This window comes from Candidatus Pantoea bituminis (assembly GCF_018842675.1).
GTDB lineage: Bacteria > Pseudomonadota > Gammaproteobacteria > Enterobacterales > Enterobacteriaceae > Pantoea > Pantoea phytostimulans.
Window position 1 is genome coordinate 138486 of record NZ_JAGTWO010000001.1, and the last position, 19422, is coordinate 157907.

Here is a 19422-nt window from a genome sequence, read left to right on the forward strand (position 1 = left end):
TTTTGAAGACAGTAATTACTGCAGCTTTGTTTGTCGTAGCGCCCACATGGGCGGGAGATTTAACTGGGCCTCAAAATAATGCCGTTAGATCTGCGAAGCAGTATCTCAGTATGACGGGCTTTTCACGGGACGGACTTATTCATTAACTTTCATCGGATGCAGGGGATGGTTACGATATTTCTGACGCTACGGTAGCAGTGGACAGCCTGAATATTGATTGGAACCAGGAGGCGGTGAAATCTGCGAAGGAGTATCTCAGTATGACGGGCTTCTCATGCAAAGGCCTCATTGAGCAACTTTCCTCAAGTGCCGGAGATAAATACACCGTTGACCAAGCAACATACGGGGCAAAACAGGCAGGTGGCTGCTAAAAACACGGTATGGTTTAAGTGATGGTTACACTCGAACCACCGAATTCCATTGCGCCGGTGTTTGCTTCCTCCGCATGCTGGTTTTATTAACCCCGGATAATTTCCGTTTTCCAAGCGGCCCCCTCTAAGGAAATTTTAAATGGTAGGTACAGTTAACCTTCCGCATACTTGCCCAAAATGCAGAACGACTACTGCACACACTGCTGGTGAGCTTCAGGCGCTTTTTGGTTTTAGAACCATACCTTCGGGGGCAACAAATCAAAGTTGGTGCCGGGATTGTCGTTCTAGTAACTGAGTTAAAGCCCTCCGGGGCTTTTTTGCACCTGGATATCACCCGGATCTACCCTAACATCTCGGCCACGAACTTACACCGCAGGCGGTAAATGGTGGATGACCGCAACCGTGTCACACACCATGACCGTGTCAAAGGCATCCTGCACGTTTACGTAAAGCATAGGGTCCGGCACAATTTCGCGTTCCCGCCATCGAATGGTATGACGCTTCCTGTCTGCGCGAACGTCCGGCAGCAGGCGAGGCACGATTTCAAGATTCTGCAATGACACATTACCTCCGGTGACCTGCCCCCAGTATCAGATACAACGATCAGTTAGTAATGTCGGTTTTTGACTAATGGGTCGAATTTAGTCTTAAACAGGTTAGTTATATAGCAAAGCAAAGCGTATCTTTTAAACGTCCGCTTATGGCACACAGCGGACATGCGTGCAGGGCAAGGTCTGCTAAGAGCGAGAAGCGGAAGTTCGCAATCGTTCCCACAACAGATGAAGTAATTATTAACATCGGCTTGTGTTGATGAACGGGGAACAGGTCATCACCCCAACAGATAATTCCCTAATTTGACTGTAACAAATGCCTGCTAGCGTGGATCTCCAGGGATGCTTAAGCTCGATTAACTGTTTCATTAAACAGTTAATGGGTAAGCCATCGCAATTTTTAGCTTTTAGTCCGCAGAAAAGGATTATTGGGATGATTTTTACTGACGATAAGATACTTGGGTACGGTAGTGCTCAACGGGCATTCTCAGACGGAGACGAAATTTCTCTGGATGCCAATTACCGGCGCGCTCATCTTCCTTTGGTTAATCCGTCACACCCTGATGTTATAGCCATTGATGAAGACTACTGTATGGGTACTTATACCACTAAACGCAATTCTCTTGTGTTGCCTGTCAGCGATGAGCGTCTGCATGAGACGGCTATTTTTATCGAGCTTGAAAAGGCACTGCGCAACACATCTTTTTCCGGGAAGATAGCCTGGGATCTACTGGATAAGCGGAAAAAGCTGCTACATGCAACTATAAGTAGCGGGTTGAGTGATGATTGCACGGAGCATGTCACGAAAGCCCTTCAGTCATTTTTAAATACCCCTCCCTGTAAGAAATACAGGCTTGGCGGAATTTTCATTGGGCCGGTTAACACGGGAAGACTGTATTTAAAAGTATATCCGGAAGCAAACGGTGCGGGACACATCTTCGGGGAGATACAGTCACTGCTTGGGCTTAAGCAAACGAAGTTCTTTCTTGTTGGATATTTTAACCTGACAGACCATCTCGACCAGCATCAAACGCAGGAACTTTCTACTATCCTGGACCGCTTTCGTAATGAAACGCTTTGGGAAGATGACATCAGGGAGTTGTGGCTCATTTCAACGCAAGATGATTTAGTATTGAGTGGTAAAATAACAAAAAAGATTGTCAGATCTGAAAACTAGCGTTTAAGTCCCATCTGTTCATTCCGCCTGAAGTGACCTGCTTCCTGAATATGACCAGCTCAGATGCCATCAGCGTCCGCATTTGGCACAGGGCTGCTGTTACAGCCCTGGTAAACTCAGACCTCAATGGACTCAGATATCTCCAGAGCATCATCGACTTCAATACCCAGATAGCGGACCGTGCTTTCGAGTTTTTTGTGTCCTAACAGTAACTGAATCACCCGCAGGTTCTTAGTTTTTTTGTAGATCAGATATGGTTTGGTCCTCCGCATAGAATGCGTACTGTACAATGAAGCATCAAGACCGAGCTTTTCAATCCATCCATGGAATATACGGTTGTATTGTCTGGTTGAGATATGCCGGTAAGAACCGACACGAGACTGGAAAAGATAGTCAGTGCTACGCAGGTGAGCCACCTTGATCCATGCTGCTACTGCCTCTCTGGTTCCTTTAGTCAGTTCAAACTGAACAGGACTACCTGTCTTTTGCTGCAGCACAGTCGCTCGACCCGAAACCGCATGGCCATATGCCACGTCAGATACTTTCAACTTCACCAGATCACTGGCCCGAAGCTTACTGTCCAGAGCCATGTTAAACAGAGCCAAATCGCGTACTTTTTCTTCCAGCTCAAGTCTGATACGAATTCCCCAGACATGAGATATCTGAAGCGGTCGTTTTTGGCCGATAATACGGCTTTTGTTCCAGGGTGTCGTATTCATAATCAATCTCCAGTGATTAAGGAGATGTGATTATGATTGTCTCGTGTGAGCGAAAAGCTGATGTAACCCCTCTGGTCAATGAGCCCCCGAAAGCGACTCAATCACCTATGGCGAAACAACATGTTGGGAGAGCCGCCAAAACTTTCCCTTCATAGGGATATTCTTCTATTTTTTTAGCATACATTTGAAAATAAGAGAGAATGGCATGCGCCTTTATATGCTTTATCTGGGTACGATGCAGCCGGGTAACATTCCTGTGCCAGGATATTTAATTCAGACAAACGAAGGAATAAATATCCTTGTAGATACCGGCTGGCCTCGTTCCTTTGTAGATACGCCTGCAAATCCGCCCGGTCTGACAGTTGAAATCAGACCCGAAGATACAGTTGAAGCTCGTCTTGAGGCTATCGGCGTGAATCCAGCCGATATCAGATACCTCATATGCACTCATCTTGATGAAGACCATTCCGGCAATCATGATTTATTCAGCAATGCGGAGCTCATCATTCAGAAAGAACATTACGAACTGGCCAGAAACGGGCATCCCCGCTTCAACGCAAATCGGGATTCATGGGGCCATCCGTCACTCCGGTATCGCCTGATTGAAGGTGATTATGAGCTTTTACCGGGCATCGTACTGCTTGAAACCAGTGGGCATGTTCCTGGTCACCAGTCTCTTTTAGTGCGGCTTTCTGAAACAGGAACCGTTTTGCTTGCCGCTGACGCTGTTATGCATCACTCAATGGCAAATGCGGGTACACGCCAGATGTTTGTCACCGATATGGAGGATGAACCGGGTATCAGGCGGAGTACGCAAAAAATTGCAGACCTGGCTGAAAGCGAGAATGCGGCGTTCGTTGTTTACGGGCATGACACTGAGCAGTGGGCTTCGTTACGTCTTTCGCCGGCTTTTTATGAATAATTTTAAGGCCATGCTCTGCTAACTGTTCATTGATGCCCTTACATTTTTAATGTCAGCTTCTGACACAAGACTGTCCGCTAAGAGCGAGAAGCAGACCTTAACGACCTGAAATGGCGATAAGTTTGGGCTAAAAATTTGCAGAGATAATGCTTAGAGTTCTCTCAACAGTCTGGCGGGATTGCCAGCATACACTCCTTTCACCAGTAAAGGCTTTGTAACCACACTGCCTGCACCAATCACCGCACCACTGCAAATGTCCGTTGTTAAAATTGTTGCTCCACTACCCACTGTTACCGCGTTACCTAATACGATATGTATCCAGCTTTCTGCAGAAGCATCAGGGCCGCCATTCTTGAACAGGTCGTTAGCAAAGGTTACGCCATGGCCTATAAAACAGTCTTTACCCAAGGTAACGTTCTCACAGATAAAGGTGTGAGACTGCACTCGGGTTCTGTCGCCTATAACGCATCCCTTTTGTATCTCTACAAATGGCCCTACGAAAACATCATCGCCCAGTTCACACTCATAGATGTTTACCGGCATGACTACTTTCACATTTTCACCTTGTTTTACGTCACGAATGCCACTTTCAATAACCTTCATATTATCTGTGTCCTTACTCGGGATGATTCGGCTCAGAATAGCTTAAAAAGCTCCGGGCAGTTTTTTATCTCTATCAGGTGGCTAAACTAACCTGCATCCATTGTTTCGCGCACTATGATGGTTGCAAGGTCCGCTTCTGGCACAAAGCAGACTTTTGCACGGGGCAAGGTCCTTTATGAGCGAGAAGCAGACCTTGAATTTCAAAAAGTCCTACTGAGAGGGGCAGCAAAGAGTCAGGAACGAATGATTACTGTTAAAAAATTCTCTGTTTCGCTCCCTTCGTGCTCTATATAAACTTGCTGATTTAATTCGAATGTTTGGCCTTCTTTGCAGGGAACAGCGCTCTTTACATAATCGATTGAATAAGATATGCCACTATTAAGCCATTTAGCGCGTAGTTTCTGTGTTATATCTTCATTCAGCAACCAACTATCTGTTTTGCTTGAATGATTTACCACTACTATATCAAGATTATTTAAAATCATATTTTTGGGAGGATTAGTAAGCTTAATAAACATAGCACTGCCGCTCAGCCAATCCAATTCGCGCTTGTTCAAATCTGCACCACTAATAAATCGGCAGTGAGAGTGCTGAAAAAATGAGGCGATCTCTTTTTCATTAAAACCCAATTCAAGATAAACAAAGCACATTAGTAACACCAGAAGGCGATCGCTCAGTTGCGTCTCGTGGGTTATATCATTATCAGGGCTATGTTTTTTATAATCTAGACCGTGGGCTGTACTGTCCCTAAGCTTTTTGATTCTTGTGAAATCATCCTCTGTAAATGATATGGCATTTTTCCGTTATCTCGCTGGGTAACTGAGCCGTGAGCCAGCTGTCATTTAGGCCCTGAGGAATGCCAGTATCATAGGAGTCGTAACTGGCAACCAGATATCCTGCCCCTTTTGCCAGCTTTACTACTTGCGGGTTCATGAAAGCAGCGGTCCAGTTATCTGTTCCCAGCCGCAAGCGTGATAATCCAGCCTGATGCAATGAATTAATGGCCGTTTCAGACAAGCCTGGCTCCCACTCTTCAGCCAGCACAAGAAGAGCGTAAAAATCAAACAAAAAATTAAATCCCGACTAAATAACACGCCGCGTTCAGTGTGTGAGCCCACACAATTAAAATATTGCGCCCAGGGAAGATAAATTCTGTTTAATAAAAAACATGATGCTTGTTGCCGCCTGTCGAGAACCTTATTAATTTCTCAAACCAATGAATATCGTACCGCTTTTTGACGCATCCGAAAACCTGATATTTTCTTATATGCACCCTGCTACCTACCGAAGCTAATATATCGGCTAAGGTAATTTACTTGGATAACCACGCCCACAGAGCGTGGTGTTAAGCAGATGATAAAATCGATTAATCGCGTTCTCCGTTCGTTATGGCATCAACGTTATGAGGGAATAACCGGATCTCTGCCGCCCGGCGATGCGCTTGCATCCCTTCAGTACGACTTTGGCGAACGGCCGGTTCGGCAACGGCGGCAATTCCATGATCATCAATCCACTGGTGAGTGCAAATCTTGACATAAGCACCGACCCATAATCCTCCGGTATATCGGGCTGCTGCCATTGTTGGAAGTGTATGGTTTGTTCCGCAGCATTTGTCAGAAAACACCACGCTGGCATTTTGCCCAATAAATAACGAACCATAATTGCGGATTTTACTGGCGGTTGCGTGTGGATCACGCGTGTGCACCTGGAGATGTTCGGTAGCAATATAATCGGCCCAGGCAATGAGCTGCGCTTCATCACGGCAGATAACAATTTCCCCTGCCGTTTCCAGGCTTCGCCTGCAGTAGCCGCTGTTGGCAAATTCCTAAGCTGACGCTCAATTTCTGCCAGCGTTTCGTGGACAATGTGTGGGCTGGTGGTTGCCATGCCTACACGGGTGTGCACATCATGTTCAGCCTGAGCCAGAAGATCAGCAGCTAAGATGCGCGGATCGGCACTTTCATCGGCGACCACGTAAATTTCGCTTGGGCCAGCCAAAGCATCAATGCCTACTTTGCCGAATACCTGACGCTTAGCTTCGTTAACGAAGGCGTTTCCGGGTCCAACAACTTTATTTACTTCCGGGACAGATTCTGTGCCCCAGGCCATCGCTGCAATTGCCTGCGCGCCACCGACCTTAAAAATGCGATGCGCACCCGCAAGATGGCAAATAGCAATCATAGCCGGATGCGCACCCGGTGGCAGGCAGGCAATTATCTCATCGCATCCCGCCACTACTGCCGGGACAATCGACATCACGGGTGCAGATAAAATGGGATAGCGCCCGCCGGGTATATAGCAGCCCACGGTTTGGATAGGGATAATACGATGTCCCAAATGCACACCCGGCAGCGTTTCAATCTCAAGCGGTTGCAGGGTTGCCAATTGCGCTTGGGCAAAACGCTTGACCTGGGCAATAGCAAACTCGCTGTCCTTGCGGGTTTGCGGATCAAGATCTGCGAGCGCGCTCGCAATCTCGTTTGGTGATACTTCGAAATTATCTGGGGTTGTTTTATCGAATTTCGCCGAGTAGTCGCGCAATGCGGCGTCGCCACGTTCACGTACTTGCTCAATAATCGTTTGTACTGTCTTGCTGAGCGTTTGGTCTGCCTGCACGTCTTGCCCCTGCGGGCGTTTGATATATTCAATATCTGCTTCAGAAATCATGCCCATTTATTACTCCTCCATTTGTCCCAGTTTGATTTGCGCCAGCATGGCCAGGTGGTCATATACCACCCATTCATCAACGATTTTGCCGTTGATAATGTGATAGTGAGACATGCCCATCACGAACAGACGTTCACCGGTGGGTTTGCCTAACTCGCCGTAACCCAAGTGATGGCCTTCCATAATCCAGCGAATTGCCACTTTCGTACCGCCTTCATCGCAGGGATTGGAGCAAATGTGTTGCGGCATCCACGCACCATCAGGGATCATGCCAATCAGTGCCAGCGTCTGGTGGATCACCGCTGCCTGACCGTATAACTCTTTCATTAATGGGCCATGCCACTGCACAGTCGGTGCGTAAACCTCTTTAATTTTACCGAGCATGCGGCGGTTATAGATTTCGTGCAGCCAGCGTAAGCACTGTTCTTCTGTGTCCGTGTGAGCAATGGAAGTATCGCATTCCATTTCCGGTGGATACTGCCCCAACATACGTCGATTCTCGCCGATATCTGTGACACGAAAGCCCTTATCAAATTGCTCTTTGGCCATGCCATAAGCTACCGCGTCAGTATCCAGACCGAGTTGTCGCATCATCGACATGTTGTCGCTCACTACCCACTCGCGATAGATCTTGTTCTCGTAAATCATGCAGTCCGCCACCGTGCGGGTTACATATGTACGATTAGTCGGTTTACCAAGATGGCTATACTGCGTATGGCGACCACTGCCGGTCACCAGATGCGAAGTATAAAATCCTTCAACGTCGTTGCCGTTCCAGATAACCTGCGTCGCCATCCCGCGACGTTCTGGAAAAGCAATGAGGCGTTGCAACGTATCCTGAACCACTTGCTCGCGGGTATACATGGTGCCGAGTGCGTTATATAAAACGCAGTTGTGCGTATAATGTGTATAAATTAATCCGACATCACGTTCATCCCATATTTTATGCGTGCAGCGCACAATGTAATCGACAATATCGGTATAGCAATCATCGAAGCCTCTTAATGACTGAACGCGGGGGCGCTTTTCTGGGACGAGATCAATAAAGTCACGTCGCTCTACTTGTAATACAGGTTCATCTCGGTTCGATTTTACAGTGCTTTTATCTGAAGTTATCGGGGCTTTATTCGTGGTTTCAGTTGAAGACATATGAACTCCTGCTTTATATAAGTGCATGGTGGTTATTTACAGTGACCATTGTTTAGCGGTAAAGAAAGCCCTCACCTACCAATGGCGATAATGTTTAATTTAAATATTCAGACAGCAGGAATACCTGATAAATTAATTACCAAAATCAGATATTCTATTTTTTTCGGGGAATAATATCCCCGACATTAAGCCTGCAAGATTAATTCAGGATTTGTGACCAAATAGCTAATTCATCAATACCCAGGTATTCACGAATAATTAAACCATCGCGTAACTCAAGTTGGGTGATTCCGGTAATAGAAATTGGTCGCCGTGTGGGTACGCCAAATTTGCCATACCCGTCGTGCCAGGTAAGCATTGACCAACGCAGCGACAGACGTACCGGCTCATTGGCATCACGACGGACCACAAGATGATGCAGTTGCGTTTCGTTATCGGCGAATGAAGCACGATAACCGGAAAGAAAACCGCCAATATCCTGCTCGCCGGTACGCAAAACATGGCCGGGTCCAAAAAGGGTCGCTGCGGGATGATAAAGACCCGGCACGACACCGCTATTGCCACCCGCCCACATCGATAAATAACGTTCTATCAGACCAGCCAGCGGACCTTCAACATCATCGCCTTCTGGTCCCCCTGCCCAGCGGGCATCCATCTCTTCTGCAGTGACATTTTCCAGTCCAGCCTCACGGCGGCCGTTGGCGAGATGCTGGGCAAATTCCCGCACATCCAATCCAATTTGCGAGACGATGGCGGCTCTGTCTTGTAGCAGCCATTCCTGTCGCACTGCGCCTTCAGCGCAAACGCGATCGGCCCAGGTACGCAACCAAACCGATTTTCCGCTTGGTTTACCAAAGAATCCCTCGCCCTGATGCTGAATACAGGCCAGCGTACGTTGGGCGGCGTAATATTCATATTGTGGCGTGTGCGTACACAAAATATCTTCGGTTAATACCGTGCGTTGCGGAAAGCTGTGCATGGCTTCCAGTGTCAGACGCATAAACTGTGAGAGGTCGTTTAGCTGCTTTTCTGGCGTATGAAAAACCACTGGCGTTGCATAAAAATCCGCCAATTGGCCAATATCTTTTTGCTCCCAAACCTGATGGGTCAGCGTCAGAATAAACTGCTGTATAGAATCAAACTGAGGGCTAAAGCCCGGCAACCTGGTCATTCAACCTCCTGCGGTTTGAAGAGAGACAGCCCGTCTTTTTCAATAATGCCAAACTGTGGACGCCTTGCAGAATGGCGCACCACCAGTACACCAGGAACAACAACCTGTTCCGGCTCAATATTTTCACTCTCAATTTGTTTCATCAACAGCGCTATGGTGGCATTGACCATGGCATTGACGGGCTGTGAGGCAGACGTCAATGCATAAGAAGGCCAGCCCGAAGGACCGGTATCGTCATAGCCGATCACGGACAGATCTTCAGGAATACGCAGGCTAAATTTGAAACGGGCGACATCCATTACCGTCAACGCCATATGATCATTTGCAGCGAAAATCGCATCCGGCGGCTGCGGCGAGGAGAATAATGCACAAGCCGCTTGTGCGGTCTTTTGCGCATCATAATCACCTTGCACGACGCGAATATCCTGAATTCCGTGACTGTGTAAGGTATTAACAAATGCATTCTGCCGGGCCATGTTGACCGAAGAATCCGCCAGCCCAGCAACGTAAGCGAAACGTTGATGCTGACCTGCGATCAAAAACTCAGCAATCTGCTGGGCGGCCGCTTCGTTGTCTGTATTCACGCTTGATGCAGTAGTATTTTCTTCACTGCGATTAAACATCACGACAGGAATACCGGCGGCGAGGCACTCATCAGAAAGCTCGATCGACAACGAAACTGAGGCCAGCACAATGCCGTCTACTCGATATTGCATAATTTGGTCAAAAATTCGGTCAGCATTTCCATCGCGATCACCAACAAACAGCAGCAAGTGGTAGTTCAGTTCATCTAGTTTTTGGGCCAGTGCTTCCAGTACCTGCGGATAAAACTGATTATCGAAATAGGACATCACCACACCGACAATGCGCGAACGTGCGGTATTCAGTGAACGGGCAATTGCATTTGGTCGATAACCCAGTTCGCGTGCAGCCTGCAGTACTTTTTCACGCGTGGCTGGTGAAATGCTGGCGCCTGGCGTAAATGTTCGAGATACCGCCGATTGTGATACACCCGCGATCTGCGCCACCTGCTGCGATGTTACCGGCCCAAAAGTCTTACGTTTCATTGCTACTCTTCCTTATCTACATTCCGCAACGATAATCATCCTGTTTAAACAAAGATTTAAATGAGTGCAATGAGGTTCAGGACAATCCCCTACCCAGCATATTGCTCTTCCGTTGACGTGCCTGTTTTTTATACTTACACCATTCTTGCATGCGTATGCAAGCGGCCAAATTATTTTTTTCACATTTACATTGTCAGGGTTTACAAAACTGAAACCTTTCCGTAACGTCGGGCTTTGAATACGTATGCATATGATAAAAAAACGCCGTCAGTTTTACCGGTTACGCGAAATCGCAATCAACGATTTCACCGGTTAATGCCGTACTTGATTGGTTATAACCCATTAATCTTCAAGAGGTTCACCGCCATGTTTCGTGCACTGTTTAGACGACCTGAAGTCAGTTTGTTTTTTACTATTAGCGTACTTTTCTTTATCTGCATCCACAGTATTGATGCGTTCCTTGCACCGATGTTGATTACCGAAGGAATGCAACCTGAAGTGGTGGGAATGATTATGGGTGCCAGCGGATTAGCGACGCTGCTTGTTCGTTTCCCCATTGGAATATTGTCGGATGTCGTAAGAAGCCGGAAAATTTTTATTCAGTTCAGCCTGCTGTTGCCCCTGGTGACCTGGCCGATTGCTTACTTCGAACCCAGCGCCGTGACGCTGTATCTCGCAAAGGCCGCAGATGGTTTTACTGCTGCAACCTGGGTTCTCTATAACATTCTGTTCATTCGCTATTTTGATAAAAAAGAGGCACCTGCTGCCGTCGCTTTGCTGGCGCTGGCTGGCCCCTTGGGTGTGTTCATCGGTAACTGTATTGGCGGGGTGTTGATTCACTACTTCGACAAGAACATCAGCTACTTCATCTCCAGTGTCTCGGCACTTCTGGCGCTGATTCTGACATTTCGTATTAAGGAGTTTCACGATGCAGCCCGTGCGCCTACGTTAAAAGCATGTTTAAGCAGCGCAAAGCGCCAGCTATCAGATTCTTCAGTATGGTTTATCGGCCTGCTGGCCACCATTGTGATATTGGTGCCCTTTGCTACCCGAGATACCTTAACCCCGATTTATGCCCAGCAACTTGGCGCGCAGGCCGTTGTACTCACCCTGCTCAGTAATCTGCATCTTATTTTCTACGCACTGGCTATTGGATTGTGCAGTTCCGTTTTCTACAAACGCCTGGGTTTAGTGAATACCGCAGTGATTGGTATTTCCCTGCAGGTTATTTCCACTATTGGCATCCCCTTCACTACGAATATGTACATCATCTATTTGTGGCAGGCGATGGCGGGTTTCTCGTTCGGCATGGCTTTCGCCGTATTCATGTCATTGAGCGTGGTCAATACCGTTGAGTCGGAACAATCCACACGAATGGGGTTATTTCAGACGATTTACTCCTGCGGTATGTTTCTCGGACCCGTTGCGATGGGTTTTATGTTGCAGCACATTAATTTAGCCTCCGGCTATCTCATGATTGGCGCGCTTTGCGTGGTGGCTGCCCTATTGACGCCGCTAGCCGTACGAAGTGTTAATCAGCGGCAGGTAAATGTTCAAGGCGATAAAGCACCCATAATCTCAGGCGCACAGGATTATGCGAATAAGATTTAACTGCACTGTTCATATTTAACTTTCTCTTTAATTAACGCTTTCCCTTCACCCATTTCATTGGGCGGGACAGTCACGTACTCATTAGGAGAGGACAACGTCATGGCGCACTATTTAAAAACCAGTAAATCATTATCTGAACGCCAACAGGCCAATAAACAGATCAGTATTGTTGTTGAAAATACGCTTGCAGATATAGAGCAACGCGGTAATGAAGCGATACGCGAATTATCCATTAAGTTTGATAATTATGATCGTCGCGATTACCGTTTGTCGCAGCAGGAAATTAATGCCTGTATCAAGCAATTAAGCCGTCAGGATATTAAAGATATTGAGTTTGCCCAGCAGCAGGTTTTTAATTTTGCCAGTGCGCAAAGAAATTGCCTGACTGATCTCGAAATTGAAACACGTCCCGGCGTTATTCTCGGTCATAAAAATATCCCCATTAATGCGGTGGGCTGTTACGTGCCCGGTGGAAAATATCCACTGCTGGCTTCTGCGCATATGTCGATTATCACTGCTAACGTTGCTGGCTGTTCGCGCATTATTAGTTGTGCACCTCCGTTTAAAGGTCAACCCGCTCCGGCAATTGTGGCGGCACAGGCGATGGCGGGTGCAACTGAGATCTACGCGTTAGGTGGCATTCAAGCAATTGGTGCGATGGCGCTGGGCACTGACACCATTGCGCCTGTGGATATGCTGGTCGGCCCAGGCAATGCGTTTGTAGCCGAAGCTAAACGCCAGTTATTTGGCCGCGTCGGGATCGATCTGTTTGCTGGGCCAACGGAAACATTAATCATCGCCGATGAAAGCGTGGATGCTGAAATCTGTGCCACCGACCTGCTAGGACAAGCCGAACACGGCGTTACTACGCCTGCCATTTTACTGACGAATTCACTACAACTGGCGCAGGAAACCTTGCGTGAAGTTGAACGTTTACTGGAAAAATTGCCTACGGCTGAAATAGCCCGTCAGGCCTGGCGCGATTATGGCGAAATGATTGTTTGCAGTAGCTATGAAGAGATGCTGCAGGAAGCTGACCGTATTGCATCGGAACATGTACAGGTAATGACCTCCCGCGACGACTGGTTTCTTACCAACATGACCAACTACGGCGCATTGTTTCTTGGCCCTCGCACCAATGTAGCGTATGGCGACAAAGTGATCGGCACCAATCATACCCTTCCAACCCAAAAAGCGGCGCGTTACACCGGCGGACTATGGGTTGGAAAATTCATGAAAACCTGCACCTGGCAAAAAGTCCTGAGTGATGAAGCAACGACAGAAATTGGCAGTTACTGTTCGCGCTTGTGCCAGTTAGAAGGATTTTCAGGTCATGCTGAACAGGCCAATATTCGCGTACGCCGCTACGGCAAAAAGAAGTGCCTTATGCAGGCTCGGTTCCGGCGGCAGAGAGCGAGAAAGCCTTATGAGGATGGCATTTCCTCGCACTCCGACGTTCCGTCTCGATCACTGTCGGGCGTTAGTTACCGGCGGTTCCCGCGGTATTGGCTTTGCTGCGGCGATAGCGCTGGCGAGTGCGGGTGCAGAAGTATGGATCATGGCGCGCCAGGCAGATCAACTTCACGACGCCGTAAAAAGTGCCGCAGCAGAAGGTTTGCGACTCAACAGCGTGACGCTGGATATTACCGATACAGCGCGCGTCAGCGAGGTGCTGGAAACACTCCCCGATTTCGACATTCTGGTCAACAGCGCGGGGCTTGCACGCCATCAGCCGTTTCTTGAGGTCAGCGAAGCGAATTTTGACGCAGTGATGGCGTTGAACTTACGGGCAACTTTTTTATCAGCCAGCAGGTTGCTCAGCGCATGAAAATGCGCCAAATCGCAGGTTCAATCATTCATATCTCCTCACAAATGGGGCATGTCGGTGGCCCAGAACGCAGCGTTTATTGTGCATCCAAATTCGCGCTTGAAGGGTTAACGAAAACCATGGCGCTGGAGCTTGGCGAGTTGGGTATTCGCGTTAACACGTTATGCCCGACATTTATTGTTACCGAGATGTCTCGCGCCAATCTGGCTGATGCCGCGTTTAATCGTTATGTGCTGGACAACATCAAGCTGAACAGAGTGGGCACGCTGGAAGATATTATGGGACCTGTGGTTTTTTGGCGTCGCCTGCTTCAGCGCTCATTACCGGAACGTCGCTGATGGTTGACGGCGGATGGACGGCAACATGAAGACGGCACCCTTACTGGAAAATCATAACGCGCCGCTGGTGCTGCTTAGCGGAACCCTGTGCAATGATCGGTTGTGGCAGCCGGTGACAGAACAGCTCAATGTCAGTCACGTTCGCTGTTATAGCCTCAATAATGCCGACTCCGCTCATGCGCTTGCAAGTGAGCTGCTTGGCGTTCTGCCTTTGCGCTTCTGCTTAGCGGGGTTTTCTCTGGGTGGCATTGTGGCCTTGCACATGCTGGTTCTGGCACCAGAGCGCATTGCGAAGCTGGCGCTTTTATCCGTTAATCCGTTTCGCGACGCGCCCGATAATGCAGAGAGGCGCCGTGCTGCCGTACGCGAAGCGGCTAATCAAGGTATGACGCGCTGGCTCACTGACACATTGTGGCCGCGCTATGTTGCTCCTCATCGTCTAAATGACACATTGCTTTATCGTACCGTTGTCCAGATGGCCGAGGAGAGCGGGCTCGAAACTTTAGCGCGCCAAACAGAAGTGGCTATTTCTCGTGAAGATCACCGCCAATTACTCGCCTCATTTGCTGCACCCACCTTAATTCTTAACGGCGCGCATGACGTTATATGCACGCCACAACATCACCTGGCTATCGCCAAGGCCGTACCGCATGCACGTTGGATAACCTTACCTGAATGCGGCCATTTCTTACCCCTCGAAGCGCCTCAACAGGTGGCTAACTTCATGCGCAACTGGATACAGGAGTCACAATCTTGAGAAGAAATCCGCTGAAAGCAGCCTTTTGTCAGCAACAACCCATTATCAACGGTTGGCTGGCTATTCCTTCAGGTTACAGCGCCGAAATCGCCGGACATCAGGGCTACGATTCTGTCACCGTCGATATGCAGCATGGCATGATCGATTTTGCCAGCGCACTGTCAATGCTACAGGCAATTTCCGCCACGCCTGCAACGCCGCTGGCGCGTGTCAGTAACAATGATCCGGCACACATCATGCGCATGCTTGACGCCGGTGCCTGGGGAATTATCTGCCCGATGATATCCACCGCTCAGCAGGCGGCACAATTTGTCTCGGCATGTCGCTATCCGCCGCTGGGCAATCGATCTTTTGGCCCGGCACGCGCACTGCTCTATGGCGGCAAAGATTATCCGCAGCATGCCAATGAAGAGATCCTGACGCTGGCAATGATTGAGACGCGCGAAGCACTGGATAATTTAGATAGCATTCTCGATACCAATGGGCTGGACGGGATTTTTATCGGCCCCAATGACCTTTCTCTAACGCTGACCGGCAGTGCGAGTGCCGAGTCTCAGCATCCCGCGATGCTGGCTGCCATAGAGCACGTATTGAACCGCTGCCGTGCGCATAAAAAACTTGCTGGAATCTTTTGCACATCGGGTCAGGCTGCGGCTCATCGCCTGACGCAAGGCTTTCACTTTGTCACTCCCGCTAATGATGTGATGCAGCTCGGCGCTGCTGCCCGCACTGCCATCGCATTAACGCGAGGGGAAACACCGCCTGTCAGCGGATCATCTGGATATTAATGGGAGAGAAAAATGCAAAACGTAACTCTGACTCAACAAGAAGCATATCGCCGTTTAGTCCGACCTGAAGATCGCGTGTCTTGCAGCGTAGCGTTTATTGACTGCAAACTGCCGGGCTCACATCTTAAGCAGAACTACTCTTTTATTGGGCCTGGCGTCACGCAGTCAGCGTCTCAGGTCGTCAACATTCCAGAACCGCATGGTTTTAACATTGGTGCCGCTGCGATGCCGAAAGGTGTGACTAACAACCTGCATCTGCATTTTACTGCTGAGGTATTCCTGATCCATGAGGGCAGTTGGCGCTTTCGCTGGGGTGCGAATGGCGAGCATGAAGCGGAATTTAGTGCGCCAGCCATTTTGTCGATCCCTACATGGATTTTCCGTGGTTTTACTAACGTGAGTCCGCAAGATACCAACGGCATGGTATTTACCGTGCTGGGCGGTAATAACACCGGCGGCATTATTTGGCATCCGTCGATTTTAGAGGCCGCGCGTGAATATGGCTTGTACCTCAGTCGCGACAATATGCTTATTGATCTTGAGGCGGGCGATGTCCTCCCCGATAAAGCCGATCTGCTGCAACCTTTGGGCGCAGAACATATCGCTGCGCTGCGTGACTATTCTATAGAAGAGATGAGCCAACGGGCAGTCACTGGCGAGCAGCGTAAATGGTCCGAAAATGCCTTGCTGGATTCCATCTTACCGGGGCACGGTGGCGAATTGGCACCGGTTATCGGTTATGGGATGTCGCAAGACCGCAACAGTGCACCCCCATCCACAATCCACATGGATTCACCGTTGAGTGGTTGCGCATTCAGGATCAGCATCGTGTTGGTTTGCATTGCTGCCAGGATATTCAGGTGCTGATGGTGTTCAAAGGTACGCTGGAAGTGACCTTTAATCGCCGAGGTGAGGAGGTTACGATCATGGCAGAAGAAGGATCCGTGATTTCTGTGCCTGCCGGCAGTTGGCGCCAATATCGCGCCCTTGATGGCGTAATGGAAGCGACGCTAACGACTCAAGGCGATCAGCGCAAAAGAGTCATCTGGGATCAAGAGATCATCAAGCAAGCGCTGGAGATGGATTGCTGTCTGGATCCAGATGGATACGTGGCCAAGGCCAGTTTATTACCTGCTACAGCCCGCCGCGCCGGTGAGAAAATAGCTTATGCTGACTAGCCGAGCTGTGTTCATTGTGAATTTCAGCTGAAAATGTTCGCGTAACTGCTCTGAGATAAGCAGTTACGCGGTTAATAAGAGCAAAAGCGTTAGCGGCGGCTGAAGCGCTGGGTGACAAAGTCAGGACCGATTACTACTCTACCCAAAAAACCGGGAACGATTTCACATCAATCATCGCTGTTTCCTCACGGGTTAAGCCCGTTCTGTATGGCCTGCCCCTCACCCTTTATCCAAACCATTTGACACTAAAGCGTTGGGCAGATTGTGAGAATGCATTTTCTGCCTGATACTTTACTTCTATCCCTTTAACTGCATTTTCAATTGACTGAATACATTGATAAAAAACAAACCTTTTTCTATACCCTTTGAGTGCTTCGGGACCTGTTCCGAGGGGACAATAATGAAAACATGGCCCAATCCTTTTATTACGCAACGCGCCGATCCTTTTATTCTGCACTGCGGGCAGGACTATTATTTCACTGCATCCGTTCCAGAATATGACGGACTTGAGATCCGCCACGCGAACACACTGGAAGGACTGCGGGAAGCCAAACCGGTTACAGTTTGGCATAAACCCGATAGCGGTCCTTTAAGTCAGCTTATCTGGGCGCCAGAAATGCATCGGGTAGATGATCGTTGGGTATTCTATTTTGCCGCTGCCCCGTCACGTGACTATGTTGATGGTCTGTTCCAGCATCGCATGTATGCCCTGCTTTGCGATGACGCCGATCCGCTAAAGGGGCGATGGCATTCCTGTCACCAGATTATTACCCCGCTTGATACTTTTTCGCTTGATGCTACTTACTGTCAGCATCAAGGAAGAAACTGGCTCCTATGGGCGCAAAAGAATCCCGCAGTTCCCGGTAACTCCTGTCTTTATCTGGCGGAATTGAGTAATCCCTGGACGATAAAAGGTCAGCCGCTACTGCTGTCCTGCCCTGAATATGCGTGGGAAAAGGCGGGCGCGAGTGTGAATGAAGCGCCATCAACGCTGATTCATAATAATCGTCTTTTTGTCGCCTACTCCGCAGGCGCAACCGATGAGCGTTACTGCATGGGCCTACTGTGGATTGATATTGATGCAGACCCGTTGCAGCGTAATAACTGGATAAAACTGGCTAATCCGGTATTCAGCTCGAGCTGGGAAAACAAGCAGTTTGGCCCAGGACATTGCTGCTTTACAGTGGATGAGCGAGGTCGGGATGTTTTGATTTATCACACCCGTAACCATACGGGGATGAAGGGAGATGCACTGATTGATCCGAGCCGACATACCCGTCTGAAATATTTTAACTGGCGCGCAGACGGTATGCCGGATTTTGGCTTGCCGCCAGCAGAAAACCATACCCACAAGCCTTAAGCCAGATGCCAAAATTACGTGCTGTCGTCAGTGCAACGTGTCTCTGTGCAGACCTCTTCGATAGGGGCTACGCTATCTATGTAGCTCGTCTATTTATGAGCATTTATCAGTTTGATAATCATAAAGAGGTCAATCATGTCTAAACATCGTGGTGGTAAAGATGATTTTGCAGAGCATCCGGCAAAAGCCAAAGATGAGGTGAAAAAAGGGGTAAAAAAAGCGGAGGTAATTTCACCAATAATCATAATGTTTCTGTCAATACAGGCCAGAACGGCGGTAAACAATAACATGGCGATGAAGACGAATGCGACTGTCTGGGCAAGGGAATGCCCCTGAAATAGTCCTTTCCTGTCGTACAGCCATTCCTTTCTTCCGTACGTTGTACTTACCTGCCGAGTTAATGCCAGCCATTTAAAAATCTTACGCGTTGCGTGGGTGATGTCGGTATTCCCTATCACCAGCATGTTGTGCCGCCGACAACAGGTTTTGATACGCCATGCGGTGATGCGTTGCTTAATTATACGCCATGGTAAATGTAGCTTTGGTGTTGGTCTTTCCAACAGCAATGGGGACAACCTTCTGATAATTACGCCCGCCTGAGCGACTGCAGCGCGGCTAAACCAAGAAGACTCAAAAAACACAGGTCCGTTAATAAGCGAAACATCCTTTTTCCTTCACTCTTTTATCGTTAATCCGGCAAAAAAACCGCCGCAAGCGGCAGGAACGTCGGGCACTGGAAGCAGAGGTTCATTCTTCAACGCGTAACTTTTGTGATCTTTATTCAATTGGCGCTCAGGTAAAAGGGTAATTGTGAATGGAGCACTTGTTGCGCCTGTTTCTTTAGATGAAACAGTAAAAACTTGTTTGGCATTAACCTGCAAAGGCAATGCAAATGTCCAATGACCTGTTTTATCTGAATTGACCTGACCAATCGGCTGTGCGTTTACTTGTATATTAACAATGCTGTTTGGCTCTGCTGTTCCCGTTAACCATGGGCGTAAAAACAATGTCGTGTCACGCGATAATATAGCGCTCTTATCGGATAGAGCCGTGAAGCTGGATAGAATTTGCGGTATAAGACCACCAGCCATATTGTTGCTTGACTTACTGTTCATAACTTTCCTTTGATATCCAAACCATTAAAAAAGCACCTGAATTATTACGA

Annotated in this window: 19 protein-coding genes and 3 pseudogenes; 12 read left to right on the top strand and 10 right to left on the bottom strand. The window is 48.5% G+C overall.

What is annotated here, in order from left to right; translation table 11 throughout:
• The first annotated feature begins 197 nt into the window (after nt 1-197).
• The gene (locus KQP84_RS26040; protein ID WP_215844813.1) at nt 198-371 is read left to right on the top strand and encodes an Ltp family lipoprotein; all 174 of its coding nucleotides are present in this window, start codon (nt 198-200) and stop codon (nt 369-371) included.
• 365 nt (nt 372-736) lie between these two features.
• Here the strand turns inward: KQP84_RS26040 and KQP84_RS00755 are convergent, their stop codons facing one another.
• On the bottom strand, nt 737-934 hold the full coding sequence (locus KQP84_RS00755; protein ID WP_215844814.1) for a hypothetical protein: 198 nt from the start codon (nt 932-934) through the stop codon (nt 737-739).
• 421 nt (nt 935-1355) lie between these two features.
• Between KQP84_RS00755 and KQP84_RS00760 the strand changes: the two genes are divergently transcribed.
• Nucleotides 1356-2099 carry a hypothetical protein gene (locus KQP84_RS00760; protein WP_215844815.1) on the top strand — a complete coding sequence of 248 codons (744 nt, stop codon included), beginning with the start codon at nt 1356-1358 and terminating at the stop codon, nt 2097-2099.
• A 116-nt stretch (nt 2100-2215) separates the two neighbouring features.
• Here KQP84_RS00760 and KQP84_RS00765 read toward each other — a convergent pair whose 3' ends face one another.
• Nucleotides 2216-2818 carry a site-specific integrase gene (locus tag KQP84_RS00765; RefSeq protein ID WP_215844816.1) on the bottom strand — a complete coding sequence of 201 codons (603 nt, stop codon included), beginning with the start codon at nt 2816-2818 and terminating at the stop codon, nt 2216-2218.
• Nucleotides 2819-3023: 205 nt separating this feature from the next.
• On the opposite strand from KQP84_RS00765, the gene KQP84_RS00770 reads away from it, so the two are divergent.
• Nucleotides 3024-3740, top strand: coding sequence for an N-acyl homoserine lactonase family protein (locus tag KQP84_RS00770; protein ID WP_215844817.1), 717 nt, complete (start codon nt 3024-3026; stop codon nt 3738-3740).
• Nucleotides 3741-3890: 150 nt separating this feature from the next.
• Here the strand turns inward: KQP84_RS00770 and KQP84_RS00775 are convergent, their stop codons facing one another.
• The 7 genes and pseudogenes from KQP84_RS00775 to KQP84_RS00805 all read right to left on the bottom strand — a co-directional run bounded on the left by KQP84_RS00775 (nt 3891) and on the right by KQP84_RS00805 (nt 10397).
• Nucleotides 3891-4343, bottom strand: coding sequence for an acyltransferase (locus tag KQP84_RS00775; RefSeq protein WP_215844818.1), 453 nt, complete (start codon nt 4341-4343; stop codon nt 3891-3893).
• A 233-nt stretch (nt 4344-4576) separates the two neighbouring features.
• Nucleotides 4577-4993: a hypothetical protein gene (locus KQP84_RS00780; protein ID WP_215844819.1), complete on the bottom strand. Its 417-nt coding sequence runs from the start codon at nt 4991-4993 to the stop codon at nt 4577-4579.
• A gap of 121 nt (nt 4994-5114) precedes the next feature.
• The gene (locus KQP84_RS00785) at nt 5115-5411 is read right to left on the bottom strand and encodes a glycoside hydrolase (RefSeq protein ID WP_215844820.1); all 297 of its coding nucleotides are present in this window, start codon (nt 5409-5411) and stop codon (nt 5115-5117) included.
• 298 nt (nt 5412-5709) lie between these two features.
• Nucleotides 5710-7016, bottom strand: a pseudogene (gene hisD / locus KQP84_RS26045) (histidinol dehydrogenase).
• Between the two features lie 3 nt (nt 7017-7019).
• Nucleotides 7020-8159, bottom strand: a complete 1140-nt coding sequence (locus tag KQP84_RS00795) for a nuclear transport factor 2 family protein (RefSeq protein ID WP_215844821.1) — start codon at nt 8157-8159, stop codon at nt 7020-7022.
• Between the two features lie 199 nt (nt 8160-8358).
• Nucleotides 8359-9330, bottom strand: coding sequence for a nuclear transport factor 2 family protein (locus tag KQP84_RS00800; RefSeq protein WP_215844822.1), 972 nt, complete (start codon nt 9328-9330; stop codon nt 8359-8361).
• Nucleotides 9327-10397: a LacI family DNA-binding transcriptional regulator gene (locus KQP84_RS00805; RefSeq protein WP_215844823.1), complete on the bottom strand. Its 1071-nt coding sequence runs from the start codon at nt 10395-10397 to the stop codon at nt 9327-9329. The genes KQP84_RS00800 and KQP84_RS00805 overlap by 4 nt, the downstream gene beginning before the upstream one ends.
• A gap of 366 nt (nt 10398-10763) precedes the next feature.
• Between KQP84_RS00805 and KQP84_RS00810 the strand changes: the two genes are divergently transcribed.
• The 9 genes and pseudogenes from KQP84_RS00810 to KQP84_RS00845 all read left to right on the top strand — a co-directional run bounded on the left by KQP84_RS00810 (nt 10764) and on the right by KQP84_RS00845 (nt 18593).
• Complete coding sequence (locus tag KQP84_RS00810) at nt 10764-12008, top strand: MFS transporter (protein WP_215844824.1); 1245 nt, start codon at nt 10764-10766, stop codon at nt 12006-12008.
• A gap of 99 nt (nt 12009-12107) precedes the next feature.
• Nucleotides 12108-13307: pseudogene (hisD, locus tag KQP84_RS00815) on the top strand (histidinol dehydrogenase); the annotation flags it as partial.
• A 133-nt stretch (nt 13308-13440) separates the two neighbouring features.
• A pseudogene (locus KQP84_RS00820) lies at nt 13441-14174 on the top strand (SDR family NAD(P)-dependent oxidoreductase).
• A gap of 25 nt (nt 14175-14199) precedes the next feature.
• Nucleotides 14200-14931 carry an alpha/beta fold hydrolase gene (locus KQP84_RS00825; protein WP_215844825.1) on the top strand — a complete coding sequence of 244 codons (732 nt, stop codon included), beginning with the start codon at nt 14200-14202 and terminating at the stop codon, nt 14929-14931.
• Nucleotides 14928-15719, top strand: coding sequence for an HpcH/HpaI aldolase family protein (locus KQP84_RS00830; protein ID WP_215844826.1), 792 nt, complete (start codon nt 14928-14930; stop codon nt 15717-15719). The genes KQP84_RS00825 and KQP84_RS00830 overlap by 4 nt, the downstream gene beginning before the upstream one ends.
• Nucleotides 15720-15731: 12 nt before the next feature.
• On the top strand, nt 15732-16586 hold the full coding sequence (locus KQP84_RS00835; RefSeq protein ID WP_252515088.1) for a cupin domain-containing protein: 855 nt from the start codon (nt 15732-15734) through the stop codon (nt 16584-16586).
• Nucleotides 16580-16897, top strand: coding sequence for a cupin domain-containing protein (locus KQP84_RS24885; protein WP_252515089.1), 318 nt, complete (start codon nt 16580-16582; stop codon nt 16895-16897). Before KQP84_RS00835 ends, KQP84_RS24885 begins: the two co-directional genes overlap by 7 nt.
• Nucleotides 16898-17297: 400 nt before the next feature.
• On the top strand, nt 17298-18257 hold the full coding sequence (locus KQP84_RS00840) for a glycoside hydrolase family 43 protein (RefSeq protein WP_215844827.1): 960 nt from the start codon (nt 17298-17300) through the stop codon (nt 18255-18257).
• Nucleotides 18258-18392: 135 nt separating this feature from the next.
• Nucleotides 18393-18593 (top strand): hypothetical protein, encoded by a 201-nt coding sequence (locus KQP84_RS00845; protein ID WP_215844828.1) that lies wholly within the window; start codon nt 18393-18395, stop codon nt 18591-18593.
• Nucleotides 18594-18931: 338 nt separating this feature from the next.
• On the opposite strand, the gene KQP84_RS00850 is transcribed toward KQP84_RS00845, so the two are convergent.
• A complete protein-coding gene (locus tag KQP84_RS00850) occupies nt 18932-19372 on the bottom strand; it encodes an Ig-like domain-containing protein (protein WP_215844829.1) in 441 nt (146 codons plus the stop codon).
• Nucleotides 19373-19422: the final 50 nt, after the last annotated feature.

Coding starts and splice junctions, on each gene's coding strand:
- KQP84_RS00760 (WP_215844815.1), top strand. CDS start 1,356: ATGATTTTTACTGACGATAAGATACTTGGGTACGGTAGTGCTCAACGG.
- KQP84_RS00765 (WP_215844816.1), bottom strand. CDS start 2,818: ATGAATACGACACCCTGGAACAAAAGCCGTATTATCGGCCAAAAACGA.
- KQP84_RS00770 (WP_215844817.1), top strand. CDS start 3,024: ATGCGCCTTTATATGCTTTATCTGGGTACGATGCAGCCGGGTAACATT.
- KQP84_RS00775 (WP_215844818.1), bottom strand. CDS start 4,343: ATGAAGGTTATTGAAAGTGGCATTCGTGACGTAAAACAAGGTGAAAAT.
- KQP84_RS00780 (WP_215844819.1), bottom strand. CDS start 4,993: ATGTGCTTTGTTTATCTTGAATTGGGTTTTAATGAAAAAGAGATCGCC.
- KQP84_RS00795 (WP_215844821.1), bottom strand. CDS start 8,159: ATGTCTTCAACTGAAACCACGAATAAAGCCCCGATAACTTCAGATAAA.
- KQP84_RS00800 (WP_215844822.1), bottom strand. CDS start 9,330: ATGACCAGGTTGCCGGGCTTTAGCCCTCAGTTTGATTCTATACAGCAG.
- KQP84_RS00805 (WP_215844823.1), bottom strand. CDS start 10,397: ATGAAACGTAAGACTTTTGGGCCGGTAACATCGCAGCAGGTGGCGCAG.
- KQP84_RS00810 (WP_215844824.1), top strand. CDS start 10,764: ATGTTTCGTGCACTGTTTAGACGACCTGAAGTCAGTTTGTTTTTTACT.
- KQP84_RS00825 (WP_215844825.1), top strand. CDS start 14,200: ATGAAGACGGCACCCTTACTGGAAAATCATAACGCGCCGCTGGTGCTG.
- KQP84_RS00835 (WP_252515088.1), top strand. CDS start 15,732: ATGCAAAACGTAACTCTGACTCAACAAGAAGCATATCGCCGTTTAGTC.
- KQP84_RS00840 (WP_215844827.1), top strand. CDS start 17,298: ATGAAAACATGGCCCAATCCTTTTATTACGCAACGCGCCGATCCTTTT.
- KQP84_RS00845 (WP_215844828.1), top strand. CDS start 18,393: ATGTCTAAACATCGTGGTGGTAAAGATGATTTTGCAGAGCATCCGGCA.
- KQP84_RS00850 (WP_215844829.1), bottom strand. CDS start 19,372: ATGAACAGTAAGTCAAGCAACAATATGGCTGGTGGTCTTATACCGCAA.